We start from the raw sequence: 14,906 nt of genomic DNA on the forward strand, positions 1-14,906 counted from the left end.
TAGACGGGGCAAGGGGTGTGCTGGTCCGCCTCAACGGGCCCGCGAGGCCCTAGCGTTGCGCCCATGGCGACGGGCAAAAGCGACATCTCCGGGTGGTTGGTGCGCCCCGCGGGCATCGGCTGGTGGGCCGGACTTCTGGCGGTCCTGGCCGCTCTGACGACCCATACGGTGCTGGTGACCTCGGACGGAGGCATGGACAACGGCATCGTCGTGGACGCGGCGCGCACCTGGCTGGACGGCGGATCGCCGTACGACGACGCGCACTTCCTCTATTTCCCGAGCGCGGTGATGGCGGCCGCCCCGCAGGCGCTGCTGCCGCGGTCCGTGCTGGACGTGCTGATGCCGGTCCTGGTCGTCCTCGCGCTCACGGCCGGCTGGGTGTGCGCGCTGCTGCTGCACCGGGTGCCGCTGCGCAGCAGGATCGCCGTGCTCGGGCTGTTCGGGCTGGTGGTCGGCTTCGCGCCGTTCGCGCAGCTGGTGCGGCTGGGCAACTGGACGGTGACGGCCGTGCTGGCGCTGCCCCTGTGTCTGCTGCTGGCGAGCCGGGGGCGGTGGGTCGCGGCGGGTGCGGTGATCGGGGTGGCGGTGGCGCTGAAGCCGTTGCTCGCGCCGATGGCGCTGCTGTTCCTCTTCGCCCGCCGGTGGGGTGCGCTCGCGCTGGTGGTGCTGGTGCCGGCGGTCTCGTCGGTGGCGGCCGCCTTCTTCCTGCCCGACCCCACCGGCTTCCTCACCCAGACGCTTCCCTTCCTCTTCACCGCCGACGACTCCTTCCTCCGGCTCTACGAAGCGGGCCCGGCTGCTGTGCTGCCCCGGCTCGGGGTGCCGCAGGCCCTGGCGCAGGCGCTGGCGGTGGCCGCCGCCGCGGTGGGGGTGGCGTGCGCGTACCGGCGGTGGCGGGGGCCGGGTCCCCAGGCGCTGCGGCTGGCGGAGACGTCCGCCGGGCTGATGCTGTCCGCGTTCCTGGTGTCGCGGCCCTCCTACAACCACTACCTGCTCGTCGTGCTGCCGCTGCTGCTCGCCGGAATGCCGTACGCGGGGTCGGTGACCCGGCGGCCGGGGTTCTGGCTGGCGCTGGTGCCGCAGCTGCCGGGGGTGACCTGGCCGTGGCTGGAGTCGGGGAAGCGGCGGGCGTTCCGGGACTTCGTCACGCTGTGTGTGCTGGCGGGGACGATGGCGTACCACGCGGTCCGGGGCGCGCGGAGCGCGCGGGACACCGGGGGTGCTTCGGAGGGGGAAGAGGCTGGTCGGGGGGAGGGCGGGTGGCGTGCGGCCACGGGGGGCGCCGTACGGCCGTAAAATGGGGGGCGCCCACGGGCGGCGGGCTCGTTTTGACCCGTCCGGCCGAGCGCGGGTATTCTGCGTCTCTGTTGTGTGTAGTGGCTTACTCATTCTCACGTGAGGGGCCCTTACACCGGTCCACCGGGCCGATGACCAGCGACCAGCACGCGGTTTGCGTCACCGCTGTGCGGTCAGGGCTGTCGTGATCGTCTTCGGTGACCTTGTCAGGACCATTCACTGAAGAAGCGAAGGCTACGAACCGTGCGTACGTACAGCCCCAAGCCCGGCGATGTGACGCGCCAGTGGCACGTCATCGACGCTCAGGACGTCGTCCTGGGCCGTCTGGCCTCCACTGCCGCCTCCATCCTGCGTGGCAAGCACAAGCCCATCTACGCGCCCCACGTCGACACCGGTGACTTCGTCATCATCATCAACGCCGACAAGGTGCACCTCTCCGGCAACAAGCGGACCCAGAAGATGGCGTACCGCCACTCGGGCTACCCGGGCGGTCTGCGCTCCGTCCGCTACGACGAGCTGCTTGCCAAGAACCCCGAGAAGGCCATCGAGAAGGCCGTCAAGGGCATGCTCCCCAAGAACACCCTGGGCCGTCAGATGCTCTCGAAGCTGAAGGTCTACTCGGGCGACCAGCACCCGCACGCTGCCCAGCAGCCGGTGCCGTTCGAGATCACCCAGGTCGCGCAGTAAGTCCGGCCACCCCCTAAGACCGAAGAGAATCTGAGGAGAATCGTGGCCGAGACCACTGCCGAGCAGCCGCTCGAAGAGCTTGACATCGACAGCTACACCACCGAGTCCGAGGTGCCCGTCGAGGGTGAGTACACCTCGGAGTCCATGGCGTCCCGCTTCGGTGAGCCCCAGCCGGCCGCCGGCCTGGGCCGTCGCAAGAACGCCATCGCCCGCGTCCGGATCGTCCCGGGCACCGGCAAGTGGAAGATCAACGGTCGCACCCTCGAGGACTACTTCCCGAACAAGGTGCACCAGCAGGAAGTGAACGAGCCCTTCAAGGTGCTCGAGCTCGAGGGCCGCTACGACGTCATCGCCCGCATCGCGGGTGGCGGTGTCTCCGGTCAGGCCGGTGCGCTCCGTCTCGGTGTCGCCCGTGCGCTGAACGAGGCGGATGTCGACAACAACCGCGGTCCGCTGAAGAAGGCCGGCTTCCTGCGCCGCGACGACCGTGCGGTCGAGCGGAAGAAGGCCGGTCTGAAGAAGGCCCGCAAGGCTCCGCAGTACAGCAAGCGCTAATCGCAGGGCGCTCGCGCGTACTCCGAACGCCCCGGCGGCACGCCATCGTGCTGCCGGGGCGTTCGTTTATTCACTGGCGCGGGCGTATAACGGCACAAGGCGCTCAAACGCTAATGTGATCGGATGGTCGGGCGGTGACGCCGTGGTGTGCGCCCGGCGACGTCGTGGTCCGCGTTCCTGCGGCTCGGGAGCCGCAGGAAGTCCGTGACCGTCGAACATCAGAAGCATCGACGAACAGCAGAAGCTCAGCTTTGTCAGTGGCACAGCCGTCGGCCGTACGGGCCGGTCCATCGCCTCGGCGGGACCTTGGTGGCGGGGCCCTGGAGGGCTGCCGATACTGACGCATCCTCAGGAGGACAAGTGGGACGACTCTTCGGCACGGACGGCGTGCGCGGTGTCGCCAACGCGGATCTGACGGCGGAGATGGCGCTCGGCCTGTCCGTCGCCGCCGCGCACGTACTGGCCGAGGCGGGCACGTTCGAAGGGCACCGGCCCACCGCCGTCGTCGGGCGGGACCCGCGCGCGTCCGGGGAGTTCCTGGAGGCCGCCGTGGTCGCCGGGCTCGCCAGCGCGGGCGTGGACGTGCTGCGGGTCGGCGTACTGCCGACGCCGGCCGTCGCCCACCTCACCGGCGCGCTCGGCGCCGACCTCGGCGTGATGCTCTCCGCCAGCCACAACGCCATGCCCGACAACGGGATCAAGTTCTTCGCCCGCGGCGGGCACAAGCTCGCCGACGAGCTGGAGGACCGGATCGAGGCGATCTACGAGGAGCACCGGACCGGTGCGCCGTGGGACCGGCCCACCGGGGCCGGGGTCGGGCGCGTGCGGGACTACGACGAGGGCTTCGACACGTATGTCGCCCACCTCGTGGGCGTTCTGCCGAACCGGCTCGACGGTCTGAAGATCGTGCTGGACGAGGCGCACGGCGCGGCGTCGCAGGTGTCGCCCGAGGCGTTCCGGCGGGCCGGGGCCGAGGTCGTGACGATCGGTGCCGAGCCGGACGGGCTGAACATCAACGACGGGTGCGGGTCCACGCATCTGGCGCAGCTGAAGGCCGCCGTGGTCGAGCACGGGGCCGCGCTGGGTATCGCGCACGACGGGGACGCCGACCGGTGTCTCGCCGTCGACCACACGGGGGAGGAGGTCGACGGGGACCAGATCCTCGCCGTGCTGGCGCTGGCCATGCGGGAGCGGGGGGCACTGCGGTCCGACGCGGTCGTCGCCACTGTCATGTCGAACCTCGGGTTCAAGCTCGCCATGGAGCGGGAGGGGATCCGGCTCGTCCAGACGGCGGTGGGGGACCGGTACGTGCTGGAGGAGATGAAGCAGCACGGGTTCGCCTTGGGCGGCGAGCAGTCCGGGCACGTGATCGTCCTCGACCACGCCACGACGGGGGACGGGACGCTGACGGGGCTGCTGCTGGCGGCTCGGGTCGCGGAGAGCGGGCGGTCGCTGCGGGAGCTGGCCGGTGTGATGGAGCGGCTGCCGCAGGTGCTGATCAATGTGCCTGATGTGGACAAGTCCCGTGTGAAGACGTCGGCGGAGCTGGCGACGGCGGTGTCCGAGGCGGAGCAGGAGCTGGGCGAGACGGGGCGTGTGCTGCTTCGGCCGTCGGGCACGGAGCCTTTGGTGCGGGTGATGGTGGAAGCGGCCGACATCGACCAGGCGCGGTCGGTGGCTGGGCGGCTCGCGGACGCGGTGAAGTCGGCACTGGGCTGAGGGCGTGGGCCTGCGGCGCGGTTCCGCGTCTGGTGAGGGCTGAGGTCGTGGGCCTGCGGCGGGGTTCTGGCCGGTGGGGCTGGGGCTTGGGTCGTGTGCCTGCGGCGGGGGTGGGGGTTGCGGTCTGATGCCTGCGGCGCAGTCACCTGTCCGGTGGGGGTTGCTGTAGCGCCCAGGGTGGGGTGGTGGTGCGGGGCCGCGGTGGGGGCGGTCGTCCTCGGTCTGGCGCGAGAGTGCGTGCTGGAGAGGCTGAGGGCGCGGACGCGCCAGCCGCTGCGGGCGCCCACCCCCACCCCGTCCCCTCCCCGCCGCGGGCGGCTGGACGGACACCCGGTTGCGCGGGCGGCCGCAACCCACCGCCAACCGCGGGCGCGCGGCCAGCCGACGGCCGCAAGCTGCCGCCCACTGCGGGCAGTCGTGCTGCCTAGGGCGATGGGGGTACCTCCCGCTCGAGCGAAGCCGAGAGTGGGGGAGGGTGGGCGCGGCGGCACCCTGCGGGCGCCAGGTGCGCGAACACCCCCCGGCCCGCACCCGCCCCGGGGTGGTTGAAGGCGACGGGGTGTGCAGCACCCCTTGGTTCCCGTAGGTCAGAGCTTGCGTAGGCTCAGGCGTTGGACCTTGTGGTCCGGGCCCTTGCGGAGGACCAAGGTTGCCCGGCCCCGCGTAGGGGCGATGTTCTCGACGAGGTTCGGCTTGTTGATGGTCCGCCACATCGTGCGGGCGTAGTCCAACGCCTCCTCTTCAGACACCTGCGTGTACTTCCGGAAGTACGACGACGGATCCTGGAACGCCGTCTGCCGCAGCTTCCGGAACCGGTTCAGGTACCACTGCTCGATGTCCTCGGCACGAGCATCCACGTACACGCTGAAGTCGAAGTAGTCGGCGAGACCGACCCGGGTGCGTCCGTCCTTGCCGGGCAGCGCCGGCTGAAGGACGTTGAGGCCCTCCACGATCAGGATGTCCGGCCGCCGCACCGTGAGCTTCTCGCCCGGGACGATGTCGTAGATCAGGTGGGAGTAGACGGGCGCGGTGACTTCGGACTTGCCGGCCTTGATGTCCGCCACGAAGCGCGTCAGCGCCCGGCGGTCGTAGGACTCGGGGAAACCTTTCCGCGACATCAGGCCGCGGGCCTGGAGTTCCTTGGTCGGGAGCAGGAAGCCGTCCGTCGTGACGAGTTCCACGCGGGGATGTTCGGGCCAGCGGGAGAGCAGGGCCTGGAGAAGGCGCGCCACCGTCGACTTGCCTACGGCGACGGAGCCCGCGACTCCTATGACGAAGGGCGTGCCCGACTGGGAGCCCTTCTCGCCGAGGAAGGTGTTGAGCGCGCCGCGCAGCCCGTCGGTGGCGCGGACGTAGAGGTTGAGCAGCCGGGACAGCGGGAGGTAGATGTCCCGCACCTCGTCGAGGTCGATGACGTCGCCGAGGCCGCGCAGCTGTTCCACCTCCTCCGCCGTCAGCGGCAGCGGCGTCTTGTCGCGCAGCGCGCTCCACTCGGAACGGGTGAGGTCGACGTAGGGAGTCGCCTCCGGCCGCTGCCGGTGGGCGCTCCGGGGCATCGAGGAGACCGGAGAGATCACAGTCCATTGTTAACGGAGTTTGAACGCGGCGACAGGTGGGCTGTGTCACGCCGGGTTTCTGCGGGGGTCCCGATGATCAACTGTGAAGCGGCTGTGTCTACAGTGCGCGCACGTGATGCGGATCATTCCTCCGCACCTTCGAGAAAGAGTTTCCGCGTGAGAACCAGTTCCGTCCGTCGTACCGCGCTCGCCGCCTCCGCCGCCGCGCTGGCCCTGCTCGTCACCGCCTGCGGCGGCTCCGGCGACGACCAGGACAAGGCCGACGAGGGCAAGGGCAAGGCCGCGCCCAGCACCTCCGCCGCCGCGCCGGCGAAGACGCTCACCGCCGCCGAGCTGGAGAAGGCCGCCCTCGCGCAGTCGGACGTCAAGGGCGGCAAGGTCGCCACCAAGCTTCCCGCGACCGACGACATCGCCGCGGACCAGGTCAAGAGTGAAGACCCCGCCTGTCTGCCGCTCGCGCACGCCTAGGCCGGTGTGGCGCAGGGGGAGCCGGCCGCGACCGTGAAGCGGTCCTTCACGGGCGACCCGGTGAAGCCGGGCCCGGACACCAAGCCCGAGGACGCGCTCCTGGCCGCGCTGGACACGGAGAAGGTGCTGATCAATCTCGCGTCGTACGAGGGTGACGGCGCCGCGCAGGCCGTGAAGGGTGTCGTCACGGCGGCCGAGAAGTGCGCGGGCGGGTTCAAGGCCACCCTCGTCGGTGAGCCGCTGGACGTCGTGAAGGTCGCCACCGGCGACGCGCCCGAGGGCGGCGACGAGGGTGCCGCCGTCACCCTGACCGTCGCCGCGGAGGAGGGCGTCAAGGCCCCCGCCAAGATCGTCCTGGTGCGGAAGGGCTCGACCGTGGTCACCTTCAGCGCCGTGAACCTGGCGTCGATGGCCACCGGCAAGGACTTCGAGGTCCCCGCCGACGTCGTCGCCGCCCAGGTCGCCAAGCTCGGCTGACGCGGAACCTCACCCACCGGTGCCTCGTGCACCGGTGGGAATTTCCGAATTCGGGCACGCGGAGGCCGTTTTCGGCGGCTGACTGACCGTAGGCTGCCCGGCATGTGCGGAATCGTGGGTTACGTGGGGCCGCAGTCGGCGCTTGACGTCGTGACGGCCGGACTGAAGCGACTGGAGTACCGGGGCTACGACTCGGCGGGCGTCGCCGTGCAGGCCGACGGCGGGCTGGCCACGGCGAAGAGGGCCGGGAAGCTGGTCAACCTGGAGAAGGAGCTGAGCGAACGGCCGCTGCCCACGGGCACGACCGGCATCGGCCACACCCGGTGGGCCACGCACGGCGGTCCGACCGACGCCAACGCCCATCCGCACCTGGACAACGCGGGCCGGGTCGCCGTCGTCCACAACGGCATCATCGAGAACTTCGCCGCCCTGCGCGAGGAGTTGACCGAGCGCGGTCACGAACTGACCTCCGAGACCGACACCGAGGTCGTCGCCCATCTGCTCGCCGAGGAGTACTCCGCCTGCGCCGACCTCGCGGAAGCGATGCGGCTGGTGTGCCGGCGGCTGGAGGGCGCGTTCACGCTCGTGGCCGTGCACGCCGACGAACCGGACGTGGTTGTGGGTGCGCGCCGCAACTCGCCGCTGGTGGTCGGTGTCGGGGCGGGGGAGTCGTTCCTTGCTTCGGATGTCGCCGCGTTCATCGCCCACACGCGTGACGCGATCGAGCTGGGCCAGGACCAGGTGGTCGAGCTGCGCCGGGACGCGGTGACCGTGACCGACTTCGACGGAGCCCCGGCCGACGTCCGCGAGTACCACGTCGACTGGGACGCCTCCGCCGCCGAGAAGGGCGGCTACGACTACTTCATGCTCAAGGAGATCGCCGAGCAGCCGAAGGCCGTCGCCGACACGCTCCTGGGCCGTACCGACGGGTCGGGTTCCCTGACGCTGGACGAGGTGCGCATCCCGGCGAACGTGCTGCGCGAGGTCGGCAAGGTCGTCATCGTCGCCTGCGGCACCGCCTTCCACGCCGGGCTCATCGCCAAGTACGCCATCGAGCACTGGACGCGCGTGCCGTGCGAGGTGGAGCTGGCGAGCGAGTTCCGCTACCGCGACCCGATCCTGGACCAGCAGACGCTCGTCGTCGCCATCTCCCAGTCCGGCGAGACCATGGACACGCTGATGGCGCTGCGGCACGCGCGGGAGCAGGGCGCCAAGGTGCTGGCCATCTGCAACACCAACGGGTCGACCATCCCGCGGGAGTCGGACGCCGTGCTGTACACGCACGCGGGGCCGGAAGTCGCCGTCGCGTCGACGAAGGCGTTCCTGACGCAGCTGGTCGCCTGTTATCTGGTCGCGCTGTATCTGGGGCAGGTGCGCGGGACCAAGTACGCGGACGAGATCCGTGCGGTGGTGCGCGACCTCGGGTCGATCGCCGGGGCCGTCGAGCGGGTTCTGGAGACCATGGAGCCCGTGCGGGAGCTCGCCCGGTCGTTGGCGGAGAAGGACACGGTTCTCTTTCTGGGGCGGCACGTCGGTTATCCCGTGGCGCTGGAGGGTGCGCTCAAGCTGAAGGAGCTCGCCTACATGCACGCCGAGGGGTTCGCGGCGGGGGAGCTGAAGCACGGGCCCATCGCGTTGATCGAGGAGGATCTGCCGGTTGTCGTGGTGGTGCCTTCGCCGCGTGGGCGGTCCGTGCTGCACGACAAGATCGTGTCCAACATCCAGGAGATCCGCGCGCGCGGCGCCCGGACCATCGTGGTCGCGGAGGAAGGCGACGACGCGGTCGTTCCGTACGCCGACCATCTGATCCGCGTCCCTGTCACGCCGACGCTGCTCCAGCCGCTGGTCGCGACCGTGCCGCTGCAGGTGTTCGCCTGCGAGCTGGCCACCGCCCGCGGCAACGAGGTCGACCAGCCGCGCAACCTCGCCAAGTCCGTGACCGTGGAGTGAGGCCGCCCCGAATTAGGGTGCCCGCATGAGCATCATCGGAGTCGGGATCGACGTCGCCGAGATCGAGCGGTTCGCCGCGTCGCTGGAACGCACGCCCGGACTGGCGCAGCGGCTCTTCGTGGAGAGCGAGCTGCTGCTGCCCAGCGGGGAGCGGCGCGGCATCGCCTCCCTGGCGGCGCGGTTCGCCGCCAAGGAGGCGCTCGCCAAGGCGCTCGGTGCGCCCGCGGGGCTGTACTGGACCGACGCCGAGGTGTGGTGCGAGGACAGCGGGCAGCCGCGGCTGCGGGTCAAGGGGACCGTCGCCGCGCGCGCTGCTGAGCTGGGCGTCCGCTCCTGGCACGTCTCGCTCAGCCACGACGCCGGAGTGGCCTCCGCGGTCGTGGTCGCGGAGGGGTGACCCACGTCTCCGCCGAAATTCTTTAGGCCAAGTGCGTGTAACCCGGAAGTGGGGGTACAGGCAGGGAGCCGGTATCGGAGCGGGGGCACCAATGAGGGAGGGCTTTACTGTGACGTCGACAATGGCGCGGACGGACCAGGCGCAGAGTGTGACCGAGCTGCCGGAGGTCGCGAATCCCGGCCAGGTCGCGCCGCAGGACGCGCGGGAACTGTCCCGGCAGTTCTTCCGGCGGCTGACGGAGCTGGAGGAAGGTACCCACGAGTACCAGTACGCGCGCAACACGCTGATCGAGATGAACATGTCCCTGGTCCGCTACGCGGCCGGCCGGTTCCGCAGCCGCGGCCCGGAGGAGATGGAGGACATCGTCCAGGTCGGCATGATCGGTCTGATCAAGGCCATCGACCGGTTCGAGCTGTCCCGCGAGGTCGAGTTCACCTCCTTCGCGATCCCCTACATCGTCGGCGAGATCAAGCGCTTCTTCCGTGACACCTCGTGGTCCGTGCACGTGCCGCGCCGTCTCCAGGAGGCCCGGGTGCAGCTCGCCCGCGCCACCGAGGAGCTGCGCAGCCGGCTGGGCCGTACGCCGACGACCGCCGAGCTGGCCACGCTGATGAGCCTCACCGAGGCCGAGGTCAACGAGGCCCGGCTGGCCGCCAACGGCTACAACTCCGCCTCCCTCGACGCCGCCATCGGCAGCGAGCCCGACGGCGAGTCCGTCCTCGCCGACTTCATCGGTGCCGAGGACGCGGCCCTGGGCCTGGTCGAGGACTTCCACGCCCTCGCCCCGATGATCGCCGACCTGGACGAGCGTGAGCGGAAGATCGTCCACTGGCGGTTCGTGGAGGAGCTGACCCAGGCCGAGATCGGTGAGCGGCTGGGGTGCTCGCAGATGCACGTGTCGCGACTGCTGTCGCGGACGCTCAAGCGGCTGCGGGCGGGGATGCTCAGCACCAGCTGAGGTGCGGGGCGGTTTTGCTCTGACAGCGGGTTGAGCGGGGTGCGGTGCCTTCGGGTGCCGCACCCCGCTGTGGTGTGCGGGTGTTCAGCAGATGGACTGCGCGCTGTTCACCAGGCGGTTGTTGCGGAAGGTGATGTTCTCGCCGCAGGGGCTCTCGCGGATCGACGAGTTCGTCACCGTCAGGTTCTGGACCGTGATGTCCCTGTTGTTGGCGAACTCCGAACGGGCCGCCAGGCGGATCTCGCCGCCGCCCGTGACCGTGCCGCTCTGCGCCGCGAGGTTCACGTTGTAGCAGTTCTCGATCAGGATCGCGTTGTTGCCGGTGTTCGAGAGCGTGATCCGGTCGATCGTCGCCCCGCCGCTCTCCGACACGCAGAACACGCCCCGGCCGCCGCCCCGTGCGATCACCTCGCCCACGCGGATGTTCGTCGCGTAGCTGCTGCCGATCCGGCCGTTGCGGTTGGCCATGCGGAACGCCGCGTAGCCGGTGCCGGTGCCGGCATTCTCCGCGTCCACCTTCGTCACCGTCGCGTTGACGGTCTGGTTGAGGAGGAGACCGGACTCGCCCACGTTGCGGGCGGTCACGGTGCCGACGGTCAGGCCGTCCACGCCGTACGTCTCCACGGCGTGGCTCGACGCGCCGGACACGTACACGTCGTCGATACGGACGTTGCGCGTCCACCGGCTGGTGTCGCCGCGGTTGTCGATGCGGACGCCGAGGCCTCGGGAGAGGCGCATGTCGATCTGGCCCAGGACCACGTTCTCCACGTTGCGCAGGAAGATGCCGTAGAGCGGGGCGCCGGTGACGTCGAGGTGCTGCACCTCGATGTCGTGGGTGCCGCGCGAGTAGACCGGCGCCTGGTCGCCCGAGCCGCTGCCCGTGACGTCGATCGTGCCGCAGACGTCCAGGACCGTGTAGCTCGGCAGCGAGATGCGGGAGCCGGCCGAGACGGAGCCGGAGCCGCGGACCACCACGCGTTCCTTGCTGGTGCGGTTCGCCGTGAGGGCGCCGATCGCCGCCTGGACGGCGGCGCGCATGTCCGTCCCCGTGTACACCGTGCTGCTGCCTCGGCGGGCGGTCCAGGTGGAGCCGTTCTGGACGGCCTCGGCGTGGAAGGTGCCGTCGCCGCAGGCTGCTGCGTGGGCGTGGGCGTGGGCGTGGGCGTGGGCGTGGGCGTGGGCGGGGGCGTGGGCGTGGGCGGGGGCGTGGGCGTGGGCGGGGGTGGCGGGGGCGGAGACAGTGGCCAGCGCTGCGAGGAGGGCGGTGGCTGCTGCTGAGGCTGGTAACGCGGCTCTGCGTCGCATGGGGGTCCTCGTCCTCGGGTTGTCGGTTGGGGGTGTCGGTCGGGGGTGTCGGTTAGGGGTGTCGGTCGTCGAACCGGTTCGAGTGAATCGATTCACCCTGGTGGGGGCGGGAGTGTGGCAACGGTGGCGGGAGGAGTCAAGGGGGCGGTGGGGGCGGGTGAGGAGAGGGGCGAGGGGGTGGGTCTTGCGGGAAACTCGGAGGCATGCGGACTGCTTACAGCGTGGAGACGGTCAGGGCGGCGGAGCGGGAACTGATGGCGCGGTTGCCTGAGGGGGCGCTGATGCAGCGCGCGGCCGCGGGGCTGGCTGTGGTGTGCGCCGATGTGCTGGGGCGGGTGTACGGCAGCCGGGTGGTGCTGCTGGTGGGCAGCGGGGACAACGGGGGCGATGCCTTGTACGCCGGGGCCCGGCTGGCTCGGCGGGGGGCCGGGGTGCGGGCCGTTCTGCTGGCGCCGGGGCGGGCCCATACGGGTGGGCTGGCCGCGTTGCGGCGCGCGGGGGGTCTTGTGGTCGAGGCGGGGGACGCGGGGGCGGTCGCGCTTGTCGAGGGCGCTGATCTCGTGGTGGACGGGATCGTGGGGATCGGGGGGAAGGGCGGGCTGCGGGAGGCGGCTGTGCCGTTGGCGGAGGCTGCTCGGCGGGGGCGGGGGGTTGTCGTCGCCGTTGATCTGCCCAGTGGGGTCGACGCGGATACGGGGGAGGTGCGGGGGGCCGCGGTTCGGGCGGATGTGACGGTGACGTTCGGGGCGTACAAGCCGGGGTTGCTGATCGATCCGGGGCGGGAGTACGCGGGGGTGGTGCGGTTCGTCGACATCGGGTTGTCGATGCGGGGTTGGGGTTCGGAGTCGGGTTCTGGTTCTGGTTCGGGTTCGGGTTCTGGTTCGGGTTCTGGGGCCGGGGAGGCGGCTGCGGAGGCGTTGCAGCATGCGGATGTGGCGCGGTTGCTGCCGGTGCCGAGGGCTGAGAGTGACAAGTACCGGCGGGGGGTGGTCGGGGTTGCGGCCGGGTCCGCCCGGTATCCGGGGGCCGCTGTGCTGGCGGTGGGGGGTGCCTTGAGGGGTGGGGCCGGGGCCGTGCGGTACGTGGGGCCGGCGAGCGGTGCGGTGTTGGCTCGGTATCCCGAGACGCTGGTGTCCGAGCGGGGACCTTCGCGGGCCGGGCGGGTGCAGGCGTGGGTCGTCGGACCTGGAGCGGGGGACGACGCGGCGACGGTGGGGGAGGTGCTGGCTGCTGATGTGCCGGTGCTGATCGACGCGGACGGGTTGCGGCTGGCGGAGGTCGGGGATGTGCGGGGGCGGGGCTCGAGGGGCGTACCTACGTTGATGACTCCGCACGCGGGGGAGGCGGCCGCGTTGCTGGGGGTCGAGCGGGAGGAAGTGGAGTCGGGGCGGTTGGCGGCTGCGCGGGAGCTGGCGGCGCGGTACGGGGCGGCTGTGCTGCTGAAGGGGTCGACGACCGTGGTGGCTGAGGCGGGGGGTGGGGGTGCGGTGCGGGTGAACCCGACGGGGACGCCGTGGCTGGCCACGGCGGGGAGTGGGGATGTGCTGTCGGGGCTCGGGGGGTCGTTGCTGGCGGCGGGGTTGTCGGCGGTGGACGCGGGGAGTGTGGCGGCGTATCTGCATGGGCTGGCGGGGCGGTTCGCGGCGGAGGGGGCGCCGGTGAGTGCGGAGGGTGTGGCGGGGCGGATTCCGGAGGCTTGGCGGAGTGTGGTGAGGGGGTGAGGGGGTGAGGGGCGTGTGCCTGCGGCGGGGTTCCGGCCGGTGGGGCTGGGGCTTGGGGCGTGTGCCTGCGGCGGGGGTGGTGGTTGCGGTCTGATGCCTGCGGCGCATTCACCTGTCCGGTGGGGGTTGCTGTAGCGCCCAGGGTGGGGTGGTGGTGCGGGGCCGCGGTGGGGGCGGTCGTCCTCGGTCTGGCGCGAGAGTGCGAGCTGATAAGCGGAGGGCGCGGACGCGCCAGCCGCTGCGGGCGCCCACCCCACCCGTTCCCCCCCCCGCCGCGGGCGGCCGCAACCCACCGCCAAGCGCGGGCGCGCGGCCAGCCGACGGCCGTAAGCTGCCGCCCACGCGGGCATTCGTGCCGCTGGGGCGGCACGGGTGGGCGCGGCGGCACCCTGCGGGCGCCAGGTGCGCGAACACCCCCGGCCCGCACCTACCCCGGTGCGACTCACAACACCCCGTGGGCCGCCAACCCCCACGTGACCTGCCCCAACGCCAGTTGACCCGCACCCCGCCCCGGTGCACCCTCCGGACGGAAACCCGCACGGAGGGCAAAAGGTACGCACCCCGGTGCAAGGGCACCCCACGCCCCCTCTGAGAGACTGTCCGGGATGAAAGAGACAGCTGACCCGCACGGCGCCCAGCTCCGCGCCCGCGCTGTGATCGACCTGGCCGCCGTGCGGGCCAACGTCCGCACCCTCCGCGAGCGTGCCCCCAGCGCCGCCCTGATGGCCGTCGTGAAGGCCGACGGATACGGGCACGGCGCAGCCGAATGCGCCCGCGCGGCCGTGCAGGCCGGCGCCACCTGGCTGGGCACCGCCACGCCCCAGGAGGCGCTCGCGCTGAGGGCGCCCGGGTCGGGTGTGCCGGACGGCGTCCGGGTGATGTGCTGGCTGTGGACGCCCGGAGGGCCCTGGCGGGAGGCGATCGAGGCCGACGTCGACGTCTCCGTGAGCGGCTTCTGGGCGCTGGACGAGGTCGTCGCGGCGGCGAGGGCGGCCGGCCGGCCCGCGCGCGTGCAGCTCAAGGCGGACACCGGGCTCGGCCGCGGCGGGTGCCAGCCCGGCGACTGGCCCGAGCTGGTCGCGGGCGCGCTGCGTGCCGAGGCCGAGGGGCTGCTCAAGGTCACCGGACTGTGGTCGCACTTCGCCTGCGCCGACGAGCCCGGGCACCCGTCCATCGCCGCCCAGCTGCTCACCTTCCGCGAGATGGTCGCGTACGCCGAGGCGCAGGGCGTCGAGCCCGAGGTGCGGCACATCGCCAACTCGCCCGCGACGCTGACGTTGCCCGAGAGCCATTTCGACCTGGTGCGGCCCGGCATCGCCCTGTACGGCGTCTCGCCCAGCCCCGAGATCGGCACGTCCACGGAGCTGGGTCTGCGGCCCGCGATGACGCTGGCGGCGTCGCTGGCGCTGGTGAAGAACGTTCCGGGCGGGCACGGCGTCAGCTACGGGCACCATTACGTGACCGCCGGGGCCACGACCCTGGGGCTCGTGCCCCTCGGGTACGCCGACGGGATTCCCCGGCATGCCTCAGGCGGCGGGCCTGTGCTGGTCGAGGGGAAGTGGCGGACCGTCGCCGGGCGGGTTGCCATGGATCAGTTCGTGGTGGATCTGGGGGGTGACGAGCCCGGGCCCGGTGCCGAGGCCGTGCTGTTCGGGCCCGGGGACCGTGGTGAGCCCACCGCGGAGGACTGGGCGCAGGCGTCCGGGACCATCGCGTACGAGATCGTGACCCGGATCGGCAGCCGAGTCCCGCGTGTTCATGTGAACGGGGAACAGAGCGGGTAAGCGCCCTGCGTG

General features: G+C 71.6%; 11 protein-coding genes and 1 pseudogene. 10 read left to right on the top strand and 2 right to left on the bottom strand.

Translation table 11 applies throughout. The annotated features are described in order from the left end of the window. Window positions 1–63 precede the first annotated feature (63 nt). The 4 genes from AY578_RS19830 (at window position 64) to glmM (ending at window position 4,257) form a co-directional block, all read left to right on the top strand. On the top strand, window positions 64–1,296 hold the full coding sequence (locus AY578_RS19830) for a glycosyltransferase family 87 protein (protein ID WP_161230963.1): 1,233 nt from the start codon (window positions 64–66) through the stop codon (window positions 1,294–1,296). Between the two features lie 243 nt (window positions 1,297–1,539). Beyond that, window positions 1,540–1,983, top strand: a complete 444-nt coding sequence (rplM, locus tag AY578_RS19835; RefSeq protein ID WP_019526965.1) for a 50S ribosomal protein L13 — start codon at window positions 1,540–1,542, stop codon at window positions 1,981–1,983. Between the two features lie 42 nt (window positions 1,984–2,025). Further along, the gene (rpsI, locus tag AY578_RS19840) at window positions 2,026–2,538 is read left to right on the top strand and encodes a 30S ribosomal protein S9 (protein ID WP_019526966.1); all 513 of its coding nucleotides are present in this window, start codon (window positions 2,026–2,028) and stop codon (window positions 2,536–2,538) included. A gap of 360 nt (window positions 2,539–2,898) precedes the next feature. Then, window positions 2,899–4,257: a phosphoglucosamine mutase gene (glmM, locus tag AY578_RS19845; protein WP_019526967.1), complete on the top strand. Its 1,359-nt coding sequence runs from the start codon at window positions 2,899–2,901 to the stop codon at window positions 4,255–4,257. Window positions 4,258–4,844: 587 nt separating this feature from the next. Here glmM and coaA read toward each other — a convergent pair. Then, window positions 4,845–5,813, bottom strand: coding sequence for a type I pantothenate kinase (gene coaA / locus AY578_RS19850; RefSeq protein WP_019527768.1), 969 nt, complete (start codon window positions 5,811–5,813; stop codon window positions 4,845–4,847). A gap of 177 nt (window positions 5,814–5,990) precedes the next feature. Here coaA and AY578_RS19855 point away from each other — a divergent pair. The 4 genes and pseudogenes from AY578_RS19855 (at window position 5,991) to AY578_RS19870 (ending at window position 10,084) form a co-directional block, all read left to right on the top strand. Continuing rightward, window positions 5,991–6,779 (top strand): annotated as a pseudogene (locus AY578_RS19855) (hypothetical protein). Between the two features lie 102 nt (window positions 6,780–6,881). Next, window positions 6,882–8,729, top strand: coding sequence for a glutamine--fructose-6-phosphate transaminase (isomerizing) (glmS, locus tag AY578_RS19860; RefSeq protein ID WP_028960237.1), 1,848 nt, complete (start codon window positions 6,882–6,884; stop codon window positions 8,727–8,729). A gap of 25 nt (window positions 8,730–8,754) precedes the next feature. Then, the gene (locus AY578_RS19865) at window positions 8,755–9,126 is read left to right on the top strand and encodes a holo-ACP synthase (protein WP_019527765.1); all 372 of its coding nucleotides are present in this window, start codon (window positions 8,755–8,757) and stop codon (window positions 9,124–9,126) included. Between the two features lie 121 nt (window positions 9,127–9,247). Beyond that, entirely contained in the window at window positions 9,248–10,084 is an 837-nt protein-coding gene (locus AY578_RS19870; protein WP_019527764.1) for an RNA polymerase sigma factor SigF, read from the top strand. Window positions 10,085–10,168: 84 nt separating this feature from the next. On the opposite strand, the gene AY578_RS19875 is transcribed toward AY578_RS19870, so the two are convergent. Beyond that, on the bottom strand, window positions 10,169–11,389 hold the full coding sequence (locus tag AY578_RS19875) for a hypothetical protein (protein ID WP_258903475.1): 1,221 nt from the start codon (window positions 11,387–11,389) through the stop codon (window positions 10,169–10,171). Window positions 11,390–11,592: 203 nt separating this feature from the next. Here AY578_RS19875 and AY578_RS19880 point away from each other — a divergent pair, with 203 nt between their 5' ends. Both AY578_RS19880 and alr read left to right on the top strand, forming a co-directional pair. Then, window positions 11,593–13,110, top strand: a complete 1,518-nt coding sequence (locus AY578_RS19880; protein ID WP_136238191.1) for an NAD(P)H-hydrate dehydratase — start codon at window positions 11,593–11,595, stop codon at window positions 13,108–13,110. A gap of 605 nt (window positions 13,111–13,715) precedes the next feature. Continuing rightward, entirely contained in the window at window positions 13,716–14,894 is a 1,179-nt protein-coding gene (alr, locus tag AY578_RS19885; protein ID WP_258903477.1) for an alanine racemase, read from the top strand. Window positions 14,895–14,906 lie beyond the last annotated feature (12 nt).

Source organism: Streptomyces thermocarboxydus (assembly GCF_024760485.1).
In the GTDB taxonomy this organism is placed as follows: Bacteria; Actinomycetota; Actinomycetes; order Streptomycetales; family Streptomycetaceae; genus Streptomyces; species Streptomyces cellulosae.